This window comes from Streptomyces nymphaeiformis (assembly GCF_014203895.1).
Lineage (GTDB): Bacteria > Actinomycetota > Actinomycetes > Streptomycetales > Streptomycetaceae > Streptomyces > Streptomyces nymphaeiformis.
This window is the reverse complement of sequence record NZ_JACHJY010000001.1, coordinates 564,892-587,414: the sequence shown is the minus strand read 5'-3', so window position 1 is coordinate 587,414 and position 22,523 is coordinate 564,892. Positions and strand designations below refer to the sequence as shown.

22 protein-coding genes are annotated in these 22,523 nt (G+C 73.6%); 12 read left to right on the top strand and 10 right to left on the bottom strand.

The features are described 5' to 3' along the window. The first annotated feature begins 14 nt into the window (after nt 1-14). Both GGE06_RS02545 and GGE06_RS02540 read left to right on the top strand, forming a co-directional pair. Nucleotides 15-704, top strand: coding sequence for a SanA/YdcF family protein (locus GGE06_RS02545; protein ID WP_116161123.1), 690 nt, complete (start codon nt 15-17; stop codon nt 702-704). Nucleotides 705-915: 211 nt separating this feature from the next. Continuing rightward, complete coding sequence (locus GGE06_RS02540; protein ID WP_116161122.1) at nt 916-3,021, top strand: molybdopterin oxidoreductase family protein; 2,106 nt, start codon at nt 916-918, stop codon at nt 3,019-3,021. Here GGE06_RS02540 and cutA read toward each other — a convergent pair. From cutA to GGE06_RS02525, 3 genes are read right to left on the bottom strand one after another with little or no spacing between them, the layout of a single operon-like run. Continuing rightward, nucleotides 3,008-3,727, bottom strand: coding sequence for a divalent cation tolerance protein CutA (gene cutA, locus GGE06_RS43620; protein ID WP_116161121.1), 720 nt, complete (start codon nt 3,725-3,727; stop codon nt 3,008-3,010). The two genes, GGE06_RS02540 and cutA, sit on opposite strands and share 14 nt — an antisense overlap. After that, nucleotides 3,724-5,598, bottom strand: a complete 1,875-nt coding sequence (locus tag GGE06_RS02530; RefSeq protein ID WP_116161120.1) for an ABC transporter ATP-binding protein — start codon at nt 5,596-5,598, stop codon at nt 3,724-3,726. The genes cutA and GGE06_RS02530 overlap by 4 nt, the downstream gene beginning before the upstream one ends. Then, on the bottom strand, nt 5,595-7,328 hold the full coding sequence (locus GGE06_RS02525; RefSeq protein WP_184929922.1) for an ABC transporter ATP-binding protein: 1,734 nt from the start codon (nt 7,326-7,328) through the stop codon (nt 5,595-5,597). Before GGE06_RS02525 ends, GGE06_RS02530 begins: the two co-directional genes overlap by 4 nt. A 122-nt stretch (nt 7,329-7,450) precedes the next feature. Between GGE06_RS02525 and GGE06_RS02520 the strand changes: the two genes are divergently transcribed. Next, complete coding sequence (locus GGE06_RS02520; RefSeq protein ID WP_184929921.1) at nt 7,451-8,218, top strand: aminotransferase class IV; 768 nt, start codon at nt 7,451-7,453, stop codon at nt 8,216-8,218. A 12-nt stretch (nt 8,219-8,230) separates the two neighbouring features. Here GGE06_RS02520 and GGE06_RS02515 read toward each other — a convergent pair whose 3' ends face one another. Beyond that, nucleotides 8,231-9,118 (bottom strand): helix-turn-helix domain-containing protein, encoded by an 888-nt coding sequence (locus tag GGE06_RS02515; RefSeq protein ID WP_116161117.1) that lies wholly within the window; start codon nt 9,116-9,118, stop codon nt 8,231-8,233. Nucleotides 9,119-9,442: 324 nt separating this feature from the next. Between GGE06_RS02515 and GGE06_RS02510 the strand changes: the two genes are divergently transcribed. From GGE06_RS02510 to GGE06_RS02495, 4 genes are all read left to right on the top strand, one after another. After that, nucleotides 9,443-9,634 (top strand): hypothetical protein, encoded by a 192-nt coding sequence (locus GGE06_RS02510; protein ID WP_116161116.1) that lies wholly within the window; start codon nt 9,443-9,445, stop codon nt 9,632-9,634. Then, nucleotides 9,631-9,846, top strand: a complete 216-nt coding sequence (locus GGE06_RS02505) for a hypothetical protein (RefSeq protein WP_116161115.1) — start codon at nt 9,631-9,633, stop codon at nt 9,844-9,846. The genes GGE06_RS02510 and GGE06_RS02505 overlap by 4 nt, the downstream gene beginning before the upstream one ends. Before the next feature lie 279 nt (nt 9,847-10,125). Then, entirely contained in the window at nt 10,126-10,680 is a 555-nt protein-coding gene (locus GGE06_RS02500; protein ID WP_184929920.1) for a GVDTG sorting domain-containing protein, read from the top strand. A 101-nt stretch (nt 10,681-10,781) separates the two neighbouring features. Then, complete coding sequence (locus tag GGE06_RS02495) at nt 10,782-11,435, top strand: class F sortase (RefSeq protein WP_184929919.1); 654 nt, start codon at nt 10,782-10,784, stop codon at nt 11,433-11,435. A gap of 4 nt (nt 11,436-11,439) precedes the next feature. Here the strand turns inward: GGE06_RS02495 and GGE06_RS02490 are convergent, their stop codons facing one another. The 3 genes from GGE06_RS02490 to GGE06_RS02480 are packed head-to-tail and all read right to left on the bottom strand — an operon-like array spanning nt 11,440 to nt 13,850. Then, nucleotides 11,440-12,225 (bottom strand): sulfite exporter TauE/SafE family protein, encoded by a 786-nt coding sequence (locus GGE06_RS02490; RefSeq protein WP_116161112.1) that lies wholly within the window; start codon nt 12,223-12,225, stop codon nt 11,440-11,442. Nucleotides 12,226-12,262: 37 nt separating this feature from the next. Next, nucleotides 12,263-12,511 (bottom strand): hypothetical protein, encoded by a 249-nt coding sequence (locus tag GGE06_RS02485; protein ID WP_147321098.1) that lies wholly within the window; start codon nt 12,509-12,511, stop codon nt 12,263-12,265. Beyond that, nucleotides 12,504-13,850, bottom strand: coding sequence for a ferredoxin reductase family protein (locus tag GGE06_RS02480; RefSeq protein WP_312883007.1), 1,347 nt, complete (start codon nt 13,848-13,850; stop codon nt 12,504-12,506). The genes GGE06_RS02485 and GGE06_RS02480 overlap by 8 nt, the downstream gene beginning before the upstream one ends. A gap of 527 nt (nt 13,851-14,377) precedes the next feature. Here GGE06_RS02480 and GGE06_RS02475 point away from each other — a divergent pair. From GGE06_RS02475 to GGE06_RS02455, 5 genes are all read left to right on the top strand, one after another. Continuing rightward, nucleotides 14,378-15,577, top strand: coding sequence for an NAD(P)/FAD-dependent oxidoreductase (locus GGE06_RS02475; protein ID WP_184929918.1), 1,200 nt, complete (start codon nt 14,378-14,380; stop codon nt 15,575-15,577). After that, complete coding sequence (gene nirB / locus GGE06_RS02470) at nt 15,574-18,108, top strand: nitrite reductase large subunit NirB (RefSeq protein ID WP_184929917.1); 2,535 nt, start codon at nt 15,574-15,576, stop codon at nt 18,106-18,108. The genes GGE06_RS02475 and nirB overlap by 4 nt, the downstream gene beginning before the upstream one ends. Beyond that, a complete protein-coding gene (gene nirD, locus GGE06_RS02465) occupies nt 18,105-18,437 on the top strand; it encodes a nitrite reductase small subunit NirD (RefSeq protein WP_116161109.1) in 333 nt (110 codons plus the stop codon). The genes nirB and nirD overlap by 4 nt, the downstream gene beginning before the upstream one ends. A 37-nt stretch (nt 18,438-18,474) precedes the next feature. Continuing rightward, complete coding sequence (locus GGE06_RS02460) at nt 18,475-19,059, top strand: TetR/AcrR family transcriptional regulator (RefSeq protein WP_116161108.1); 585 nt, start codon at nt 18,475-18,477, stop codon at nt 19,057-19,059. Nucleotides 19,060-19,175: 116 nt separating this feature from the next. Continuing rightward, nucleotides 19,176-19,940 (top strand): SDR family NAD(P)-dependent oxidoreductase, encoded by a 765-nt coding sequence (locus GGE06_RS02455; protein WP_184929916.1) that lies wholly within the window; start codon nt 19,176-19,178, stop codon nt 19,938-19,940. Between the two features lie 15 nt (nt 19,941-19,955). On the opposite strand, the gene GGE06_RS02450 is transcribed toward GGE06_RS02455, so the two are convergent. The 3 genes from GGE06_RS02450 to GGE06_RS02440 all read right to left on the bottom strand — a co-directional run bounded on the left by GGE06_RS02450 (nt 19,956) and on the right by GGE06_RS02440 (nt 22,083). Then, nucleotides 19,956-20,369, bottom strand: a complete 414-nt coding sequence (locus GGE06_RS02450) for a VOC family protein (RefSeq protein WP_116161106.1) — start codon at nt 20,367-20,369, stop codon at nt 19,956-19,958. Nucleotides 20,370-20,457: 88 nt separating this feature from the next. Next, nucleotides 20,458-20,901, bottom strand: a complete 444-nt coding sequence (locus GGE06_RS02445) for a group III truncated hemoglobin (RefSeq protein WP_184929915.1) — start codon at nt 20,899-20,901, stop codon at nt 20,458-20,460. A gap of 147 nt (nt 20,902-21,048) precedes the next feature. Beyond that, nucleotides 21,049-22,083: an ArsR/SmtB family transcription factor gene (locus GGE06_RS02440; protein WP_116161104.1), complete on the bottom strand. Its 1,035-nt coding sequence runs from the start codon at nt 22,081-22,083 to the stop codon at nt 21,049-21,051. Nucleotides 22,084-22,523: the final 440 nt, after the last annotated feature.

The window sequence follows — 22,523 nt, the reverse complement described above, 5'->3', positions numbered from 1 at the left end:
ACGGAGGTTCCCGCATGCCGGCACGGCTCACCCGGTTGATCCCCCGCACCACCCGGGCCCGCCGCCGGACCGTCCAGGCCGTGATGCTGGGCGCCGTCCTCGCGCTCGCCCCGGCCACCTGGATGCAGACCGCCGCCGCCGGGAAGCTCCGTACCGTCGCCGACGTGCCCGCCCGGGACGTCGCCGTCGTCTTCGGCGCCGGCCTGTGGAACGGGCGCCCCACCCCGTACCTCGCGCACCGGCTCGACACCGCCGCCGAGCTGTACCGCGCGGGCAAGGTCCGGGTCCTCCTCGTCACCGGCGACAACAGCCGGACCGCGTACGACGAGCCGAGCGCCATGCGCGCCTACCTGACCGCGCGCGGGGTGCCGGACGGCCGGATCGTCAGCGACTACGCGGGCTTCGACACCTGGGACTCCTGCGTCCGCGCCCGGAAGGTCTTCGGCGTCGACCGGGCCGTCCTCGTCACCCAGGACTTCCACATCAAGCGGGCCGTCGCCCTGTGCGACCGCGCCGGCGTCGACGCGTACGGCGTCGGGGTCGCCGAACCCCACGACCGGACCTGGTACTACGGCACCACCCGCGAGCTCTTCGCGGCGGGCAAGGCCGCCCTCGACGCCGGCCTGCGCCCCGACCCGCGCTTCCTGGGCCCGAAGGAGAAGGGCGTCACCGAGGCACTGGCGTCGGCCGCCGGGACGCGCTGAGAGGGCCCGTCCTCGCCGGGCGCGCGAAAGCCTCGCCTCGGCCTGCCGGGGGCACCGAGGAGGCAGGCCTCACCCCGGCGCGCCCCGCCTCGGCCGCCGCCGCCCGCCGAAGCGCCCCTCACCCGGCCGCGCCCGCCCGGCGGAGGGCCTCGCACCCCGCCCGTAATACTGCGCGCCGCCCCGCGTAACACGTCCGACCCATGCTGGCCGCATGTCCGACGTCGCCACCGTCCCCACCCACTGCCCCTACTGCGCCCTGCAGTGCGGCATGTCGCTCCGCCCCACCGGCGCCCCGGAGCTGCCCGCCGAGGTGGTCGAGCGGACCGACTTCCCCGTCAACCGGGGCGCGCTGTGCGGCAAGGGCCGTACCGCCCCCTCCGTACTCTCCTCCCGGGTCCGGCTCACCGGGCCCCTCGTCCGACGCCCTGACACGGGGGCCCTGGAGCCCGCGTCCTGGGAGGAGGCACTCGCCGCCGTCGCCGACGGGCTGCGCCGGACCCGTGCCGACCACGGTCCCGATGCCGTGGGTGTCTTCGGCGGCGGCGGTCTCACCAACGAGAAGGCGTACACGCTCGGCAAGTTCGCCCGGGTCGTCCTCGGCACCTCGCAGATCGACTACAACGGCCGCTTCTGCATGTCCTCCGCCGCGGCCGCCCACCAGCGGGCCTTCGGCCTCGACCGGGGACTCCCCTTCCCTCTGGAGGACGTCCCGAGGACCGGCTGCGTGATCCTCGTCGGCTCCAACCTCGCCGAGACCATGCCGCCCGCCCTGCGCTACCTCACGGAGCTGAAGGAGAACGGCGGGAAGCTGATCGTCGTCGACCCGCGCCGCACCCGCACCGCCGAGCAGGCCGATCTGCACCTCGCGCCGCGCCCCGGCACCGACCTCGCGCTCGCCCTCGGCCTGCTGCACCTGGTGGTGGCCGAGGGGCGGGTGGACGAGGAGTTCGTCGCCACCCGCACCGACGGCTGGGCGGAGGCCCGCGCCGGGGCCATGTCCCACTGGCCCGAGCAGGTCGAGCGGATCACCGGCGTGTCCGTGCCCCGGCTGCGGGAGGCCGTCGCGCTGTTCTGCGACGCCGACAGCTCCATGGTGCTGACCGCCCGCGGGCCCGAGCAGCAGTCCAAGGGCACCGACACCGTGGGCGCCTGGATCAACCTGTGCCTCGCCACCGGCAGGGCGGGCCGGCCGCTGAGCGGCTACGGCTGCCTCACCGGCCAGGGCAACGGCCAGGGCGGCCGCGAGCACGGCCAGAAGGCCGACCAGCTGCCCGGCTACCGCAAGCTCGACGACCCGGCCGCGCGGGAACACGTCGCCGGGGTGTGGGGCGTGGCGCCGGAGTCGCTGCCGGGGCCGGGCCGCAGCGCGTACGAACTCCTCGACGCCCTCGGCCAGGACGTCAAAGCCCTGCTCCTCATGGGCTCCAACCCGGTGGTCTCCGCCCCGCGCGCCGCGCACGTCGAGGAGCGGCTGCGGTCGCTCGACTTCCTCGCCGTCGCCGACGTCGTGCTCTCCGAGACCGCCGCGCTCGCCGACGTCGTCCTGCCCGTGACCCAGTGGGCGGAGGAGACCGGCACCATGACCAACCTGGAGGGCAGGGTGCTGCTGCGCCGCCGCGCCCTCACCCCGCCGCCGGGCGTGCGCAGCGACCTGGAGGTGCTGCACGCGCTGGCCGGGCTGCTCGGCTGGGAGAAGGGCTTCCCGGCCGACCCGGAGGAGGTCTTCGAGGAGCTGCGCCGCGCCTCGGCGGGCGGGCCCGCCGACTACGCGGGCATCAGCTACCGCCGTATCGAGGAGGAGAAGGGCGTGTTCTGGCCGTGCCCGGACGAGGAGCACGCGGGCACCCCGCGCCTCTTCCTCGACCGGTTCGCGACGGCGGACGGGCGGGCCCGGTTCGTGCCGGTGGTGCACCGGGCGGCGGCCGAGGAGACGGACGCCGACTACCCGGTCGTCCTGACCACCGGCCGGGTCGTGTCCCAGTACCAGTCGGGGGCGCAGACCCGGCGGGTCGACGAGCTGAACGCGGCGGCGCCCGGCCCGTTCGTGGAGCTCCACCCCCGGCTCGCCGAGCGGCTCGGGGTCGCCGAGGGCGAGGAGCTCGCGGTGGTGTCGCGGCGCGGGCGGGCCGTCGCCCCGGCGCGGATCACGGCGTCGATCCGTCCGGACACCGTCTTCATGCCCTTCCACTGGTACGGGGAGGGGCGGGCGAACACGCTGGTGAACCCGGCGCTCGACCCGGTCTCGCGGATGCCCGAGTTCAAGGTGTGCGCGGTGCGCCTGGAGACGCTCCCCGAGACGCGCCCTACGGACGCATGAACCAGTCGCCGCTCTCGATGACCGGGCCGAGGGGCGCGTCCGGGGCCGCCAGGAACACCCAGGCGGACACCCGCGCCCCGTCCCGTACCCGTACGACGTCCATCGCCACCCGCTCGTAGCCGACGGGCAGCTCCAGGCGGTCGAGCAGTCCGAACAGGTCGCTGTAGTCGCCGGGCGAGGGCGTGAGGAGCGTGCCGACCACCTTGCCGTCGGCCGCCGGGACGACGTACGGATAGCCGGGCCCGTCGTGCAGGACCGCCCCGTGCAGCACGGCGTCCGCCTCGGTGCCGATCCGGCCGGCGAGGAACCGGTCGTGGTTGTACGCGCCGGGGCGCAGCGTCCCGTACACGAAGAACGGCCGCTCGTCGCCCACCGGGGCCTCGACCTCGGCGGCCCCCGTGGTCTCCTCCTCGACCCAGCGGGCGTACCCCTCGCCGACGCGGGCCGCCCGGGTGGCGAGGATCTCGGGCGTCTCGTAGTCGTGGGCGGCGAGGAGGTGCGCCTCCAGGGCCTGGTAGCGGGCCTCGGTGGTCTTGAACTCCACCTGCCACTCCTCGGCCGTCTCGATCGCCCCGTGCCAGTGGTAGACGGAGGTGACGGGCCCCTTGACCTGCGCGCAGGCGGCGAGCCGGGCCTCGACGGCGCCGCGCGCCAGGGCGTCGGCCTTGGCGCGCGCGTCGGTGGTGGTGCGGACGGTGACGATCACGTCTCCACCGTACGGGCGAACTGCGCCGCGTGCAGCCGGGCGTAGGCGCCGCCGGCGGCGAGCAGCTCCTCGTGGCCGCCCTGCTCGGCGATCGAGCCGTTCTCCATCACCAGGATCGTGTCGGCGTCCCGGATCGTGGAGAGCCGGTGGGCGACGACGAAGCTGGTGCGGCCGGCGCGCAGGGAGGTCATGGCCTGCTGGACGAGGAGTTCGGTGCGGGTGTCGACGGAGCTGGTGGCCTCGTCGAGGACGAGGATCACCGGGTCGGAGAGGAAGGCGCGGGCGAGGGTGACCAGCTGCTTCTCGCCGGCGCTGAGGCCGCCGCCGTCCTCGTCGAGGACGGTGTCGTAGCCGGCGGGCAGGGTGCGGACGAAGCGGTCGGCGTGGGCGGCCTTCGCGGCGGCGACGATCCGCTCGCGGGAGACCTCCCCGGGCACTCCGTAGGCGATGTTGTCGGCGATGGTTCCGCCGAAGAGCCAGGTGTCCTGGAGGACCATGCCGGTGGCGGAGCGCAGCTCCTCGCGGGTCATCGCGGCGGTGTCGACGCCGTCGAGGGTGATCCGGCCGCCCGTCACCTCGTGGAACCGCATCAGCAGGTTGACGAGGGTCGTCTTGCCGGCGCCGGTGGGGCCGACGATGGCGACGGTCCGTCCCGGCTCCACGGTGAGCGACAGGTCCTCGATGAGCGGCCTGCCGTCCTCGTAGCGGAAGGCGACCTCCTCGAAGGAGACCCGGCCGCGCAGTTCGGCGGGCCTGCGGGGCTCCGCCGGTTCCGGAGACTCCTCCTCGGCGTCGAGGAGGTCGAAGACCCGCTCGGCGGAGGCCACTCCGGACTGGAGGAGGTTGGCCATGGCGGCGACCTGGGTGATGGGGCCGTTGAAGTCGTACGAGTACTGGATGAAGGCCTGCACGTCGCCGACGGTCAGGGTGCCGCTCGCCACCCGCAGGCCGCCGACGACGGCGACGAACACGTAGTTCAGGTTGCCGACGAAGGTGAGGGCGGGCTGGATGAAGCCGGAGACGAACTGGGCGCGGAAGCTCGCCCGGTAGAGCTCCTCGCCGAGCTCGTCGAAGCGGCGCACGGCCTCGGCGCGGCGGCCGAAGGCGACGACCTCGGTGTGACCGGTGATCATCTCCTCGACGTGGCTGCCGAGCCGGCCCGTGACGGCCCACTGCTTCACGAACTGCGGCTGGGCGCGCTTGCCGACGAAGGCGGCGACGGCGACCGAGACGGGCACGGTGGCGAGGGCGACGAGGGCGAGCACCGGGGAGATCCAGAACATCATCAGGAGGACACCGACCAGGGTGAGCAGGGCGCGCGTCATCTGGCTGAAGGCCTGCTGGAGGGTCTGGGTGATGTTGTCGATGTCGTTGGTGGTGCGGGAGAGGACCTCGCCGCGCGGCTGCCCGTCGAGGTAGGTGAGGGGCAGCCTGGCGAGTTTGCGCTGGGCCTGTGCGCGGAGCCGGTGCCCGGCCCGCTGGACGACGGTGGTGGCGATCCGCAGCTGGACCCAGGTGAGGGCGGAGGAGCCGGTGACGACGACCACGGACAGGGCGAGGATCCGGCCGACGGCGGCGAAGTCGACGCCTGCGGGGCCGCCGGCTCCGGTGATCACGAGGTCGGTGGCGCGGCCGAGGAGGAGGGGGCCGAGGACGGAGAGGGAGACGGCGGCGGCGCCCGCGGCGAGGACCGCGAGCAGCCGGGCCCGGTCGGGGGCGAGGGTGCGCAGCAGGCGGAGGCCGGAGGAGCGGAAGGAGAGGGAGCGTTCGAGGGAGGGGGTGGCGAGGCCGGGGCCGCGCTGCGGCGGCGGGCCGGTGCGGGCGGGGGCCTTCGCGGGGCTCGGGGCGCGGGTCGCGGTCGCCGTGCTCATGCGGCTTCCTCCTCGGTGAGCTGGGAGAGGACGATCTCCCGGTAGGTGGGGTTGTCCCGCATGAGGGACGTGTGGGTGCCGGTGCCGACGGTGCGGCCGCGGTCGAGGACGACGATCCGGTCGGCGTGCCGGATGGTGGAGACGCGCTGGGCGACGATGACGACGGTCGCGTCGGCGGTCTCCGTGCGCAGGGCGGTGCGGAGCCGGGCGTCGGTGCGGGGGTCGAGGGCGGAGAAGGAGTCGTCGAAGAGGTAGAGGCGGGGGCGGGCGACGAGCACGCGGGCGATGGCGAGGCGCTGGCGCTGGCCGCCGGAGAAGTTGGTGCCGCCCTGGGAGACGGGTGCGTCGAGGCCGTCGTCGAGCGCGCGGACGAAGTCGGCGGCCTGGGCGACCTCCAGGGCGTGCCAGAGCTCCTCGTCGGTGGCGTCCGGCTTCCCGTACCGGAGGTTGGTGGCCACCGTCCCGGAGAAGAGGTACGGCTTCTGGGGGACGAGTCCGACGGTCCTGGCCATCAGGGCGGGGTCGAGCGCGCGGACGTCGACGCCGTCGACGAGGACCTCGCCGTCGGTGGCGTCGAAGAGCCGGGGCACGAGCCCGAGCAGCGTCGACTTGCCGCTGCCGGTGGAGCCGATGACGGCGGTGGTCTCGCCGGGGCGGGCGACGAGTCCGACGTCGTGGAGGACGGACTCCTCGGCGCCCGGGTAGCGGAAGCCGACGCCGGCGAGGTCGAGGCGGCCGGGGCCGGGGAGGGTCCGGACGGGGTCGGCGGGCGGGGCGACGGAGGCACGGGTGTCGAGGACTTCGCGGACGCGTTCGGCGCCGGCTTCGGCGCGCGGCATGTGCATGAGGAGGAAGAGGACCATCATCACGGACATGGAGGTCTGGAGGAGGTAGCCGAGGAAGGCGACGAGGCCGCCGGGCTGCAGGGCTCCGGCGTCGATGCGGTGGGCGCCGACGTACACGAGGGCGACGGTCGTCAGCTGCCAGACGATCAGGACCGTGGGGAACATGAGGGCCTGGAGCCGGCCGGCCTTGAGGCCGACGGTGAGGAGTTCGTCGTTGGCTCCGGCGAACCGCTCCCGCTCGTGCCGGTCGCGGACGAAGGCGCGGACGACCCGGACGCCGGTGATCTGCTCGCGCAGCACGCGGTTGGCACGGTCGACGCGCTCCTGCATGCCGCGGAAGAGGGGCCGCATGCGCAGGACGACGGTGCCGACCGCGCCGGTCATCACGGGCACGAAGAGGAGCAGGACGAGCGCGAGCGGCACGTCCTGGCGCAGGGCCATGACGAGCCCGCCGGCGCAGAGCAGCGGGGCGGCGGCCAGCATGGTGAGGACGAGGACGGTGAACGTCTGGATCTGCTGGACGTCGTTGGTGGTCCGGGTGATGAGGGACGCGGCGCCGAAGCGGCCGCGTTCCCGGGCGGAGAAGTCCTGGACCCGGCGGAACACCTCGGAGCGCAGGTCGCGGGCGACGCCCATGGCGACCTTGGCGCCGGTGTAGGTGGCGGCGGCGGCCGCGGCGGCCTGGAGGAGGGTGACGGCGATCATGGCGGCGCCGCCGCTGAGGACGCGACCGGTGTCCCCGCGCAGGACGCCCTCGTCGATGACGCCGGCGTTGAGGGTGGGCAGGGCGAGGGAGGCGAGGGTCTGGACGAGCTGGAGGGCGACGAGGAGGAAGAGGAGGGGGCGGTGGGGCCGGAGGCGGGGTGCGAGCAGTCGGAACAGCATGCGGATGATCGTGATACCTCAAGTTTGCTTGAGGTCAAGAGGCGCATGCGCTCGAGGGCAAGAGGCGCATCCCCGAAGCCCCGTCGGGCTCAAGTGCCGTGCGGGCGCCGTACGGTGAGGGCATGACGACACCTCCCCCGCACACCGAGATCGACGGAGCCCCCGCGACCGATCCGGGGCTCCTCGCCGCCCTCCTGACCGGGTACGGCCACTTCACGGCGATGCAGGTACGGGACGGGCGCACGAAGGGCCTCGCCCTGCACCTCGACCGCCTCGACCGCTCGACCCGCGAGCTCTTCGGCACGGAGCTGGACGGCAAGCGGGTCCGCGAGCTCGTCGCCGGGGCCCTCGCGAACGCCGGGCGGCGGGACGCCTCGGTCCGGGTGTACGTCTACCCGGGCGTCCGCACCGTCGTGACCGTCGCCGACCCGGCCCCGGACGGCCCCGGCGCCCCGCAGCGCCTGACCACCGTCGACTACTGGCGGCCCGCGCCGCACATCAAGCACCTGGGCGGCTTCGGCCAGCGCTACCACGGCGAGGCGGCCCGGCGGGCGGGCTACGACGAGGCCCTGCTGACCTCCCCGTACGGCGAGATCTCCGAGGGAGCCGTCACCAACATCGCCTTCTGGGACGGCACTTCGGTGATCTGGCCGTCGGCACCCTGCCTCGCCGGCATCACCATGGCCCTCCTGGAACCGCGCCTGAACTCGACCCGCCGCCCGGTCACCCTGGCCGATCTGCCGGGCTTCCGGGCCGCGTTCGTGACCAACTCCCGGACGATCGCCCCCGTGACGGCGATCGACGAGGTGACGTTCCCGGTGGACGAGGAGCTGATGGGGCGGGTGTTCGCGGCGTACGGGGCGGTGGAGGGGGACGAGATCCGGCCGTAGCGGACCCCGGGGTCAGCTCCGCCCGTCGGGGAGCTCCTCCAGGTAGTGGGCGAGCGACGGGAGCGCGACCCAGAGCTGGTCGAAGTAGGCGGCGAAGTAGCCCATGAACCTGGGGTGCTCGACGCTGAAGCCGTCGAGCCGCTGCCGGGAACCGCCGGAGAAGGCCAGGAAGGCCACGCTGTCGTCGATCAGGGCCATGTTGAGGCCGTCGGCGGCAGCGGTCCACCGCAGCACGGCGGCCTCGTAGTTGAGGATGCCCTCGGCCTCCTCGTGATGCCGCCGGACCCAGGCCAGCACGTCCTTGTCCGGGACCCCTTCCCGCTCGGGCACCCCGATGATCCGGCGCACGGCGCGCACGTCCTCGCTGTCGGCGGCGGCCCAGTCCAGGACCGACCTGAAGTACTCGCGGGAGGCGTTCGTACTCGTCTGGTCGGGCGGGTAGCGGCGGGTGTACGTGACCCGGATCTCCGAAGCGGCGCCCCTCACCCGCTCGGCCGCGGCCTCGTAGAACTCGCGGTTGTCCTTGTACCAGTGGATCCCGGGCAACGCCTCCCCGCCCGCGAGCACGGACGCGACCGGCGGAAGGAGCGGCGGCGGGGCGGCCGGCCCGGCGTCGCCCGCCCGGCCGGCCTCCTCGATCTCGCGCCGGGCGCCGAGCCAGCGGTCCCGCCAGTCGGCCGGGTTCCCGCCGAGGGCCTCGACGAGCGCGCACATGTGCTCCCACGAGGGGAAGCGCCGGCCGCTCAGGATCAGCGACACGTTGCTGCGGGCACACCCCATCGACCGCCCGAGCGCGTCCAGCGTCGGCTTGGTGAGGTTCTGCCGACGCAGCTCACGCAGCTCGGCGGCGAAGCGGGCCTGCGGGCCGTGCGGAGGCGGCGAGGAGGACGTGTTGGTCATGAGCGGTGCCCTTCGCGTCGCAGGACGTTCCCGAGTCGTCTCCGATGGTCCGTCATTTTCCTTCAGCTTCACAGAAGTTGACAGACCTCGGAGGGCGTCACCCCGCGTCCGCGTAGGTCTACGCGTGTCTTCCAGCCGTTGTCCGGCCTTCCGGGCGGTTCCACACTCGACGCATCGGGCCGGCCCGCGACGGGCGGCCGGGCGGAGAGGAGGGCGTCGCATGTGACCTGACCGACCGCACCCGTAGAAGAAACGGCCGAGGCCGCCCCTTCGCATCCGGCAGGAGCAGGGGCGGCCTTCCGACCAAGCACAAGGGAGAATCCCGTGTTCGTCGATCTCAGAGTAGACCTTCCGGTCAAGAGCGCCGCGTTCCTCGCCTCGCTCGTCCTCGGCATCATCCTGGTGCTCTCTCCCGCGACGAACGCGGGAACCCCGGAGGAGGCGTGGCTGCTCCTCGGCACCCTCGCCGCCCTCGGGTCCGGCACCCGGGGCGGCGCCGGGAGGGCGGGGCGATGACGGCCGGTGACGAGCGGATGCTCGACTGCCCGAGGTGCGCCGCGGCGACGCCGCACCGGACGTACACCTCGCCCGCCGTGGGCTGCGCCGGGGAGCGCCTCGTCCTGGTCCTGCACGAATGCCGGCGATGTCGGCACGCGGCGGTGGGGTCCACCGGCCGGCCGACCGGCTGCCTGCCGCCGGACTCCGGCTGCGGGGCGGACCGCGGCTGACGCGCCGACAACGGGCCGGGGCACCGTCGGGTGCCCCGGCCCCTCGCGTGATCACCCGTTCGGCACGGGCCGTCAGATGACGGCCCGCACACCCTTCTGACCTGCAAAAACGGTCGGAATCCAGGTGACGCGCCGTATCGGACGGAGCAATCCTGATGCCTCATCAGGAGGCGGGGGGCGCGGCGTGGCCCTTATCTCGGTCTCAGAAGGTCCGACTCCGGGATGTCCCTCCCGGGAGGACCAGCCTGCATGACCGCTCGCGCGCCCCGGAGGACCCCCATGCGCACCACTGCCCGCCTGTTCACCGGTACCGCGCTGACGGTCGCCGCGATCGGGGCGTTCGCCGCCCCCGCGGCGTACGCCGGCAACGAAGACTGGAACTCGAACAGCGAGAGCTCGTACTCGAACAGCGGCAGCCACGAGTCGCTGGAGATCTTCCCGTCGTCCGCGTCCCCGGGCGAGACCGTCACCGTGAACACGCTCGCCTGCGGCAAGCACGGGCACGGCGTCGGGGACGCGAACTCGCTCGGCGCGGGCGAGTTCCAGCTGAACCCGAGCACGCACAAGGAGGTCGTGGTCGGACAGTTCGAGGTGCCGGAGCACGTCAAGGCCGGCTCCTACGGGATCAGCGTGGCCTGCGACAACGGCAAGACCGCCCGGGGTGAGCTGATGGTCAAGCACCGGGGGCCGAGCGGCCACGTCCAGACCGGTGTCGGGGGCAGTGTCGGCCCCGACACCGCCCAGATCACGGCGGGCGCGGCGGTGCTGGCCGCGGCTGCCGTCGGCGGTGTCTGGCTCCTGCGGCGCCGGGCGAGCGGCGCGCGGAGCCACTGAGACCACCGCCTGTCCTGCCCCCGCCGCGTGCCCGTACACGGCCCGGCGGGGGCAGGGTCACATCCCAGGGCCACACGCACGAAGCGATCGAGGGAACCCAGGTGAGCAACAGGACCAAGGGCTGGGGCATAGCCGCGGCCGCCTGCGTCGGACTCTGGCTCGTCCACAACGGCTCGGCGAACGTCACCCCGCCCGTGCCGTCGGCCGCGCAGGCCTTCGCCGCCGGGCCGAGCGTGCACACCGACGCCGCCGCCGACCCGCTGCCGCCCTCGCCGCCGGTCCGGCTGCGCATCCCCGAGACCGACGTGGACGCCCCGATGATGCGGCTCGGCCTCGCGGAGAACGGCGCGCTCGACGTGCCGCCTGCCTCGGACCGGAACATGGCCGGGTGGTACGGGGACGGCACGACGCCCGGCGCCAAGGGCACCGCGATCGTGGCGGGCCACGTCGACAACGCCGACGGGCCCGCCGTCTTCTACACGCTCGGCGCGCTCAAGAAGGGCCACCGGATCGAGGTGGACCGGGAGGACGGGCGGACCGCCGTCTTCACGGTCGACGCGATCGAGGTGTACGACAACAAGAACTTCCCGGACCGGAAGGTGTACGACGAGGCCGACCGGGCCGAGATCCGGGTGATCACCTGCGGCGGCGGCTTCTCGAAGAAGAACGGCTACCAGGGGAACGTGGTCGCCTTCGGCCACCTGATCGGCGTGAAGCCCGTGGCGAGGTCCGCGGCGAAGTCCGCGGCGGGTTAGGGCCTTACGACCACTGGTCGAACGCCAGCTTCGCGACCAGCGAGAGCACCACGACGAGCAGCACCCCGCGGACGAACTCGGCGCCCTTGCTCAGCGCCATCCGGGCCCCGATCGTCCCGCCGACGAGGTTGAACACGGCCATGACGGCCGCGAGCTGCCAGTACACGCTGCCCTGGTACGCGAACATCGCGAGCGCGCCCGCGTTGGTGCAGACGTTCACGATCTTCGCGGTGGCGGAGGCGGTCACCAGGTCCAGGTGGAGCACGGCCGTCAGCGCGAGGACCAGGAAGGTGCCGGTGCCCGGCCCGAACAGGCCGTCGTAGAAGCCGATCCCGCCGCCGACGACCACGATCGCGGTCACGATCCGCGCCCGGGTCAGCGGCGCCCGCTCCTCCCCCTCGGGCCGCACGCCGAAGGAGGGCCGCAGCATCACGAAGGCCGCGACGGCGAGCAGCACCACCATGATCACCGGGCGCAGGACCTCGCTGCTGATCCCGGCCGCGAAGAAGGCGCCGGCCATGGAGCCGAGGAGCGCGGCGAGCCCGACCCGTACCGCCGTCCACACCGGCACGGGCGCCTTGCGGAGGTAGGTGACGGCGGCCCCGGTGGTGCCCACGATCGAGACGGCCTTGTTGGTGCCGAGGATGTGCGCGGCGGGGACGTGCGGGAGACCGAGCAGCAGGGCGGGCAGCTGGAGCAGCCCGCCACCGCCCACCACGGCGTCGATCCAGCCGGCCACGAGGGCGGCGAGACAGAGCAGGACAAGGGTGGTCAGTGAGATGTCGGGCATGGCCGTGAGCCTAGGGACGGGATCGTTGCCCCGTCCATCAATCGTCTGATCGTTGAGCTGCTTCTGAGCTTGCGGCGCCGGGGTCGCGGTCGGGGGCGGGCGGGGCCGCCGGGGTCACGACGGCGGTGAGGAGGGTCGCGGCGAGCGCTCCCGTGCCGAGCAGGGCGGCGGCGAGCCGCCGCCGGGCGAGCGCCGCGGAGGGGCGGGGCGCGCCGTGTCTGGGCGTGGAGGAGCCGGGCGCGCCGTGTCCGGGCAGCGAAGGGCCGGGCGCGCTGTGTCTAGGCATGGTCGAAGTCCTCGCTGTGAATGCGGGAGGCCGGCACCCCGGCCCTGAGCAGGGAGGCGGTCGCGGCGCGGGCCATCGCGGGCGGCCCGCACAGGTACACGTCATGACCGGCGAGCCCGGGCACGAGGTGGCGCAGGGCGCGCGGCGCGAGGGGGTCGAAGGCGCTGTCCGAGGGGCCGAGCAGGAAGTGCAGGGCGGCCTGCCGCTCGCGGGCGATGGACTCCAGCTCGGCGCGCAGGACGAGACCGGTCGCGTCCGAGGCCCGGTAGAGGAGGGTCACGTCGCCGGGCCCGCCGGGCAGGGTCTCGAAGAGGGCGCGCAGCGGGGTGATGCCGACCCCGCCGGCGAGCAGCAGGACCTTGCGGCGGGTGCGGCGGTGCGCGGTGAGCGCGCCGAAGGGGCCGGAGGCGAGGACGCGGGTCCCGGGGCGGATGCGGCGGATGCGGCGGGTGTGGTCGCCGAGGGCCTTCACGGTGATCCGCAGGGTGTCGTCGCGGACGGGCGCGGAGAGGGAGAACGGGAGGGCGGTCGACCAGAGCCCGGGGTGGAGGAAGCGCCAGCGGAAGAACTGGCCGGGTTCGGCGCCGAGGAGGGCCACTCCCCTGCCCCGGACGAGGACGGAGACGACCCCGGGGGCCTCCTCGCGGACCTCGGCGACCCGCAGCTCGTGGCGGAGCGCGGCCCGGACGGGGACGACGATCCGGTACCAGACGAGGAGGACGGCGACGGTGCCGTGCGCCATCGACCAGAGCCAGCGGGTGAGGAGACCGCCGGCGAGGTCGGGGCCGGCGAGCTGGTGGACGAAGCCGAGCGCGGCGGCGAGGAGGGCGCCGAGGTGGACCGCCCGCCAGGTCTCGTGCCGGACCCGGCGGCGGACGGCCCGGGCGGAGGTGACGCCGACGGCGACGAACAGGCCGGTGCCGGCGGTGGCGGCGGCGATCGCCCCGTACGCGAGGAGGTCTCCCGTGGCGGTGACGAGGTCGGTACGGGTGTACGCGGCGTAACCGCAGAGGGCGAGGACGGCGTGGGCGCCGATCAGGCCGAGGACGTACCGCCCGCCGAGGGCGTGCCAGCGGGCCAGCCGGTCCGCGCCGACGCCGTGCTCGACGGCCGGGACGCGGGCCATGAGCAGCAGCAGGACGAGGACGCCGTACCCGGCGAGGAGGCCGGTGAGATGGGCGCCGGTCGCGCAGAACGCGTCGAGCCGGGCGGACGGGCGGGCCTGGACGCCCCACAGGAAGGTGACCGCGCCGGCACCCCCGACGATCGCGTCCCGCAGCCGGTCGGGAGCGAGCCGCGGGGCGGCGGGGAGCGGGTGATGGCGGGCCTCGGTGGTCACGACCGGCACCCTAGGACGCCCCGTATACGGGAACGCCCCGCTCCGGCCCGTACCCGGGATCCTTAAGCCGGGCTTGAGCCGAGACTGACCGCGCGTTAACCCCGGCGGGGCGCAGGGAGGTCGGGCCCTGGGCCCGAGGCGGCTCCCGCACCGGGCTCACCCGGGGCCGCCCCGCGTCTCGCACGGACCCCGACCGGGCCCCACGGAACCAGCCCCAGGACTCACGCGGCCTCCGCCCCCGGCTCACAGCCGCACCCCGCCCCCGGCCCGCGCGGCCCGCGCACCGGGCCCCACGGAACCAGCCCCAGGACTCACGCGGCCTCCGCCCCCCGGCCTCACAGCCGCACCCCGCCCCGGCCCGCGCGGCCCGCGCACCGGGCCTCGCGCGGCTCCCGCACCCGGCCCCACAGCGCCCCCGCACCGGGAACCCGGCCTCACAGCGCGCCCCGCTCCCGGCGGAGATCAGCGTTCCGTGCGGGAAACAGTCGGGATCCCGACGGGTAACACCGGCCCCGCACCCTTCCGGTATGAGTACACGGATCGTGGTGGTCGGGGGCGGAACGGCGGGCGCCCGGCTCGCCCAGCGCCTGCCCGTCACCCTCCTCGGCGAGGAGCCGCACGCCCCGTACAACAGGGTGCTGCTCGCCGACGTCCTCGCCGGACGGTACGCCCCCGAGGTGATCGCCCTGCCCGGGACCCGCGAGCCGGCACGGCTCGGGGCGCGGGCGGTGCGCATCGACCGGGCGGCGCGGACGGTCACGTGCGCGGACGGCACGCTCGTCGCGTACGACCGGCTCGTCCTCGCCACCGGCTCCAACCCGGTCCTCCCGCCGCTGCGCGGACTGCGCGGCGCGGCGCTCCCGGCCGGGGTCCACCCCTTCCGCACCCTCGACGACTGCCTGTCGCTCCACGCGCTCGTACGGCCCGGGGTACGGGCCGTCGTCATCGGCGGCGGACTCCTCGGCGTCTCCGCCGCGCGGGCCCTCGCCGAGCGCGGCGCGGACGTCGTCCTCACCCAGCAGGGCGAACGCCTGATGGAACGCCAGCTCGACGAGCACGCCTCGGCGCTGCTCCGGGAGCACGTCGAGGCCCTCGGGGTCGAGGTGCACACCGAGTGCCGGGTCAGCGGCCTGCGGCAGCGGGACGGCGCCGTCACGGCGGTCGAACTCGCCGACGGCTTCGTCCTCGACGCCCAGGTCGTCGTCCTCGCGTGCGGGGTCCGTCCCCGGGTCGCCCTGGCCCGCGAGGCGGGCCTGGACGTCGCGACGGGCATCGTCGTCGACGACTCCCTCCGCACCTCGGACCCGTACATCCACGCGATCGGCGACTGCGCGGAGCACGCGGGGCGGGTGTACGGCCTGGCGGGCCCGGCACTGGAACAGGCGGACGTCCTGGCGGACGTGCTCCTCGCCGAGACGGCTGCCGACGTCCGCTACACCGGCACCCGCGCCCTCACCCGCCTCACCCTCCGCGGCTCCAGGCCCCTGGACCTCGCCGCGTTCGGTGAGGTCACCGCCCGCCCCGGTGACGACGTCGTGCAGCTCGCCGACGCGACCCGGAGCGCGTACCGGAAGGTCGTCGTCCGTGGGGACCGGCTCGTCGGGGGCGTTCTCCTCGGCGACCTGGCCGCGGTCGGCGCGCTCGCAAGGGCCTGGGAGGGCGACGAGGCCCTGCCCGACGAGGCCCCCCTGCTCCACCTGCTCACCCACGACGGAGGCTCCTCATGACCACTCCCACCATCGTCCTGGTCGGCCACGGAATGGTCGGCCAGCGGTTCCTGGAGGCGCTCGCCGACCGTGGCGTCACCGAGCGGGCCAGGATCGTGGTCCTCTGCGAGGAGCCGCGCCCGGCCTACGACCGCGTGCAGCTGACCTCGTACTTCTCGGGGAAGACCCCGGACGACCTGTCGATGGTCGAGGCCGGGTTCATGGAGAGGCACGGCATCGAGCTGTACGTCGGCGACCCGGCCGAGACGATCGACCGGGAGGCCCGGACGGTCACCGCCCGCTCGGGGCGGGCCTTCGCGTACGACACGCTCGTCCTCGCCACCGGCTCGTACCCCTTCGTGCCTCCCGTCCCCGGCAAGGACGCCGAGGGCTGTTTCGTCTACCGGACGATCGAGGACCTCCTCGCGATCGAGGAGTACGCGAAGACGGCGAGGACCGGCGCGGTCGTCGGCGGCGGTCTGCTCGGTCTGGAGGCGGCGGGCGCCCTGAAGGGCCTGGGGCTCGACACGCACGTCGTGGAGTTCGCGCCGCGTCTGATGCCGGTGCAGGTCGACGAGGGCGGCGGCGCGGCCCTGCTCCGCACGATCGAGAAGATGGGTCTGACCGTCCACACGGGCACGGGCACGCAGGAGGTCGTGACGGCGGACGGCGCCGTGACGGGCATGAGGCTGTCGGACGGTTCCGAACTGGCCACGGACATGGTCGTCTTCTCGGCGGGCGTACGGCCCCGGGACCAGCTGGCCCGCGACTGCGGCCTGGACGTCGGCGAGCGCGGCGGCATCGCCGTGGACGGACTCTGCCGGACCTCCGACCCCGCGGTCTTCGCGATCGGCGAGTGCGCGCTGGCCTCGGACGGCCGGGTGTACGGCCTGGTCGCGCCCGGTTACGAGATGGCGCAGACGGCGGCGGCCGCGATCGCCGACGAGGAGGCCGGGGACGGCTTCACGGGCGCCGACATGTCGACCAAGCTGAAGCTGCTCGGTGTGGACGTGGCCTCGTTCGGCGACGCGCACGGGACGGCCGAGGACTGCCTCGACGTCGTGTACTCCGACTCCCGCTCGGGCGTCTACAAGAAGCTGGTGGTCTCCGCCGACGGGGTGCTGCTCGGCGGTGTCCTGGTCGGCGACGCCGAGCAGTACGGGCTGCTCCGTCCGCTCACCGGCACCGTGCCGCCGGTCTCCCCCGAGCAGCTGGTGCTCCCGGCGGGCGCGGGCGCCCCGGTCGCGCTCGGCCCGTCCGCGCTGCCGGACGACGCCGTCATCTGCTCCTGCCACAACGTGACCAAGCACGCGATCGGTCAGTGCACGAGCCTGCCCGAGGTGAAGAAGTGCACCAAGGCCGGTACGGGCTGCGGAAGTTGCGTGAAGGTGATCGAGAAGCTGCTGCCGGCTGCCACGGACAAGGGACTCTGCGGCTGCTTCTCGTACACCCGGAGCGAGCTGTACGAGATCGCCCGGACCCTCCGCCTCACCTCCTTCGCCGCGCTGCTCGACTCGCACGGGCGCGAGGAGGCGCGGGGCGGCGAGGGCTGCGAGGTCTGCAAGCCGACCGTCGGCTCCATCCTGGCCTCCCTCGCCCCGACGATCGGCTTGGGCGGCTACATCCTCGACGGCGAGCAGGCCTCCCTCCAGGACACCAACGACCACTTCCTCGCCAACATGCAGCGCAACGGCTCCTATTCGGTGGTGCCGCGCATCCCCGGCGGCGAGATCACCCCGGACAAGCTGATCGTGATCGGCGAGGTGGCCCGCGACTTCGGGCTCTACACGAAGATCACCGGCGGCCAGCGGATCGACCTCTTCGGCGCCCGGGTGGACCAACTCCCCTCGATCTGGACCAGGCTGGTCGACGCCGGCTTCGAGTCGGGGCACGCGTACGGCAAGGCGCTGCGCACGGTGAAGTCCTGCGTCGGGCAGACCTGGTGCCGCTACGGCGTCCAGGACTCCGTGAAGATGGCGATCCAGCTGGAGCTGCGCTACCGCGGCCTGCGCGCCCCGCACAAGCTGAAGTCGGCGGTGTCGGGCTGCGCCCGCGAGTGCGCCGAGGCGCAGTCGAAGGACTTCGGGATCATCGCGACGGCCAACGGCTGGAACCTGTACGTCGGTGGGAACGGCGGCGCGACCCCGCGCCACGCGGACCTGCTGGCCCAGGACCTCTCGGACGCCGAACTGATCCGCCTCATCGACCGGTTCCTGATGTTCTACATCCGGACGGCGGACCGTCTTGAGCGGACGTCGACCTGGCTGGAGCGCCTGGAGGGCGGACTCGACCACCTCAGGGACGTGGTGGTGCACGACTCGCTCGGGCTCTGCGAGGAGCTGGAGGCGCTGATGGCCGCGCACGTCGCCGACTACCGCGACGAGTGGGCCGAGACGCTGGACGACCCGGAGCGGCTGCGGCGCTTCGTCTCCTTCGTGAACGCGCCGGGGGCTCCGGACCCGTCGGTCCGGTTCGTGCCGGAGCGCGACCAGATCAAGCCGGACCTCACGATTCTCACGATCGGAACGCTGGAAGGGGCCACCTCCCGATGACGACGACTCTCGAACTGTCGCTCTCCCCCGACTCCTGGATGGCCGTCTGCGAAGAGGCCCGGCTGACCCCGGGCCGGGGCGTGGCGGCGCTCCTTCCGGACGGCCGGCAGGCGGCGCTCTTCCGGGACCGGTCGGGGCGGACGTACGCGATCGACAACCGCGATCCGTTCACGGGGGCGCAGGTGCTGTCCCGGGGGCTCGTCGGCTCGGCGGACGGGCGGGCGTTCGTGGCCTCGCCGCTCCTGAAGCAGCGCTTCGACCTGGAGACGGGCCGGTGTCTGGACGACGACGAGGTGACGGTGGCGGTGTATCCGGTCCGCCTGAAGTAACTTGACCGGTCGTTCCAAATGGTCGTACGGTCATCTCGTGGCCAGGACCAAGGAATTCGATCCCGAGGCCGCGCTCCAGGCAGCGCTCGAACTGTTCTGGGCGCGCGGCTACGAGGCGACGACGATGTCGGACCTCGTGGAGCACCTCGGCATCGGCCGCGCCAGCATCTACGCGACCTTCGGCAACAAGCACGAGCTGTACCTGAGGGCGATGGACCGCTACCTGGAGACCCGCGACCCGCAGATCGTCGAGGAGCTGTCCGCGCCGGGCCCGGCCCTGCCGGCCGTGCGGGCCCTGGTCCGCCGCTTCGCCGCCGAGGCGGCGGCGGACGGGGAGCGCCTGAACGGCTGTTTCGTCACCAACTCGGCGGCGGAGCTGGGACCGCACGACGCGACGGTCGCCCGGCGGGTGGAGCTCAGCTGGGAGCAGATCGAGACGCTCCTGCACGGGGCGCTCGCCCGGGCGCGGGCCGGGGGCGAGCTCCCGGCCGACCGGGACCCGCGGGCCCTGGCCCGGATGCTGCTCGTCCTGCTCCAGGGGATCCGGGTGGTCGGCAAGGTGTCGAGCGAGCCGGGCCGGGTCAGGGACGCGGCGGAGCAGGCCCTGGCCTTGCTGGACTGAGGAGACCGGGGAAAGGGCGCCCACGGGGGCGCCCTTTCTTCGGGCCTCATATTGGAACGTACGGTCAAGTTCATTCTTCACTCTCCCGCACCTCTCCCGCACCGGAAGGGCCCACCATGTCCGCACGCTTCACCGACCGCACCGTCCTCGTCACCGGCGCCGGTTCCGGTCTCGGCCGGGCCATCGCGCTCGCCTTCGCCGCCGAGGGCGCGAAGGTCGTCGTCGCCGGCCGTACGACGGAGTCCCTCGACGGGACGGTCGCCCTGATCGAGGCCGCCGGGGGCACCGCCGCCGCGGTCGCCGCCGACGTGTCCAGCGCCGAGTCCACCAGGGAGCTGGTCCGGCGCGCGGTCGGGCTGTACGGCGGCCTGGACGTCGCCGTGAACAACGCGGGGGTCTTCCGGGGCGGCGGGCACAGCGCCGCCGACTTCCCCCTGGAGGACTGGCAGGCGCTGCTCGACATCAACGTCACGGGGGTGCTGCACGCCCTCCAGGCCGAGGTCGCCCACATGCGGGCGAACGGCGGCGGGGCCATCGTGAACATCGCGTCCAACCTGGGCCCGCACGTCCGGATCCCCGGGGTCTTCGGCTACCAGGTCTCCAAGGCGGCCGTCTCGGCGCTCACCCGGGCCGCGGCCCTGGACCACATCGGCGACGGGGTCCGGATCAACGCGGTCAGCCCCGGCGCCGCGGAGTCCACGATGTCGCTGCGGCCCGGCGAGACGGAGGCCGAGCGGGAGGTCCGGATGAAGGCGGAGTCGCCGCTCGGCCGCATCTCGTCCGCGGCCGAGGTGGCGGCGGCGGTGCTGTACCTCGCGTCGGACGACGCGGGCTCCGCCGTCGGCACGGACCTGGTGATCGACGGCGGCGTCTCGGCCTGACCAGGAAGGCGGGCTCTACCCGTGGGCGGCCGCCGGGTCCATCCAGAAGACCTCCCAGTGGTGGCCGTCCAGGTCGGCGAAGGAGCGGCCGTACATGAAGTCCATCAGCAGCGGATCCTTCGCCGGGGAGCCGCCGGCGGCGAGGGCGGCGTTGGCCAGCTCGTCGACCTTGTCCCGGCTCTCGGCGCTCAGCGTGACCATGACCTCGGTGGTCTTGGTCGCGTCGGAGATCTCCTTGCCGGGCGCCATGAAGGACTTGAACTTGGGCTCTTCGAGGAGCATGACGAAGATCGTGTCGCTGATGACCACACAGGCGGTGGTCTCGTCGCTGAACTGCGGGTTCGAGGAGAAGCCGATCTTCGAGAAGAAGACCTTGCTCGCCTCGACATTCTTGACGGGCAGGTTCACGAAGATCATCTGCGGGGCCATGGCGCTCTCTCTTCCGTCGTGCGGTGCCGTCGAGGGGTAGACGTGCCGGCCCCTCGGAACTCATCGCCGTCCCGAAGAGTCTTTTCGCTCAGGCGACCGAGCGCAGTTCGAGAGCCGCCAGCGGGACGAACCCGCCGCCCGTGCCCTCCGTCGATCCGCCGCCCAGCCGCTTCAGCAGGACGAGGGCGATCCGCTCGCCCTGGGCCTTGGCCCGCTCGGCCCGGGGCCCGGCGTGGAGCCCGTCGACGCTCGCGTGCCAGAGCTGCACCCAGCGGCCGAAGTGGGCGGCGGTGAGCGGCCGGACGGTGTGCAGGGCCGCGTGCGGGGCGAAGGGGTCGCGCCCGTAGTCGGCCGTACGGAGGAGGGCGCGCTCCCAGAAGTCGGCGATGTGCGGCAGGTGGACCTCCAGGTCGGTCCCGGCGACCTCGGTGAAGAAGGGCCCGATCAGCGGGTCGGCGAAGGCGGCGCCGTAGAAGCGGCGCAGCAGCACGTCGAGGTCGTGCCGGTCGCGGATGTCGGGGGTCTCGCGCATGCCCCCAGTGTCCCCGCCCCCGGGGCCAGCCCCCAGGGGCCGAAGGTCCCGCGCCATCCGGCCGTCCAGCGGCGGACGCCGGAGCCCGAGCCTCAGCCCCACCCGGCACGGCCCGGCCCCACCCGGCACGGCCCCACCCGGCACCGCCTACGACGCGACCGGCCCCTTACGCGCGTAGCTCGTCGTGTAGCACCGCAGGTCCACCGGCCGGCCGGCGCCGCCGAGCAGGGCTGCGCCCAGGGGTGTCAGCGTGTGCAGGACCGCGTTGCCGTGGCGGAGGGTCGCGATGAGTCCGGCCTCGCGGAGCACGCCCGCGTGCTGGCTGGCCGAGGCGAGCGACACCCCGGCCCTGCGGGCCAGCTCGCTGGTCGTGCCGCCGTCCCCGATGGCGTGCAGGACGGCCGAGCGGGTCTGGCCGACGAGCTTGGCCAGCGAGGAGCCGCCCGGCGCGCGGACGGTCGGCGCCTCGCCGTGCGTGACGGGGTAGACGAGGACCGGCGGCAGCGCGGGGTCGCGCAGCACGACCGGGGTGCCCCGGCAGAAGAACGAGGGCTGGAGCAGCAGCCCCCGCCCGTCGAGGTGGACGTCCCGGTCGACCGGGTAGTCCGCCTCCAGGACGGGCGCGCGCCAGCGCAGCATGGGCGGCAGCGAGGCGAGCAGTTCCTCGGCGCCGCCGTCCAGGAGGGCCCGGCCGCGGCGGGCCCGGTCGGCCTCGACGCGGGCCCTGATGTGCGGCCAGTACGGTTCGACGGCGGCCCGGTGGTAGCTGCGCAGGGCCCCGACGAGCCGGTCGAAGGGCTCGGCGCCTCCGTCGGCGAGGGCGCGCAGCGAGTGGGGCACGGTCCGGCCGCCGGAGCGGTCGGCGGCGAGCAGCGACAGTTCGCCGAGCAGCCGGTCCGGATCGGTGGCACGGATCGCCTGGAGGCCTTCGTCGAGGCCGTGGACGCCTTCGGCGGGCGTCAGGAAGTCGGGGAAATAACCGCGGCTGGGAACGAGCGCGGCGAGGAGCCGGGTCTCACCGCCGAGCCGGACCCTCGCGTCCGAGCGCCATTCCCCGTAGACGACGGAGCCGCGCCGGTCTCTTAAACGGTGAAAGCTCAGAATCGTTTCCCACAGAACATCCGGCCGGGCGGCCGTCCGCACCCCCGCCAAATCGTTCCCGGTGAAATGAATCCGCAGCATGAACGTCCCCACCTGTGCACTCGCAACCACCCCCGACGACGAGTATGCACAGCATCACTGCACGTTACCAGGGTGTTTCAGCCACAGTTGAAAGGCATCGCGGCAATCAGGGGGGAACCGAAAAGCTGTACGGGTCGGACAGGAAACCTTCAGGACCGAGGTGACGTGGCGAAGACCGTGGGGGGCTTTGCCCGTCCGGCGGCGGTCGGCGAGGTTGTGGCTCACCTGTCCGGCATCGGTAAAGGGCGCGGCCTCCGGGTGGGGATCCGGGGGCCGCGCCCGCCCCGTTCTTTGCGCTGAAGAATCCGGGTCGTTCAATCCGGGATGTTCAATGCCCAATAATTCAATCCGCCGCAATTGAACATTGACTCACACCAGCTCGACAAGCAACCAAACAAACGGGACGGACACCTCCGCACAAAAGGTGTCCGTCCCGTCTG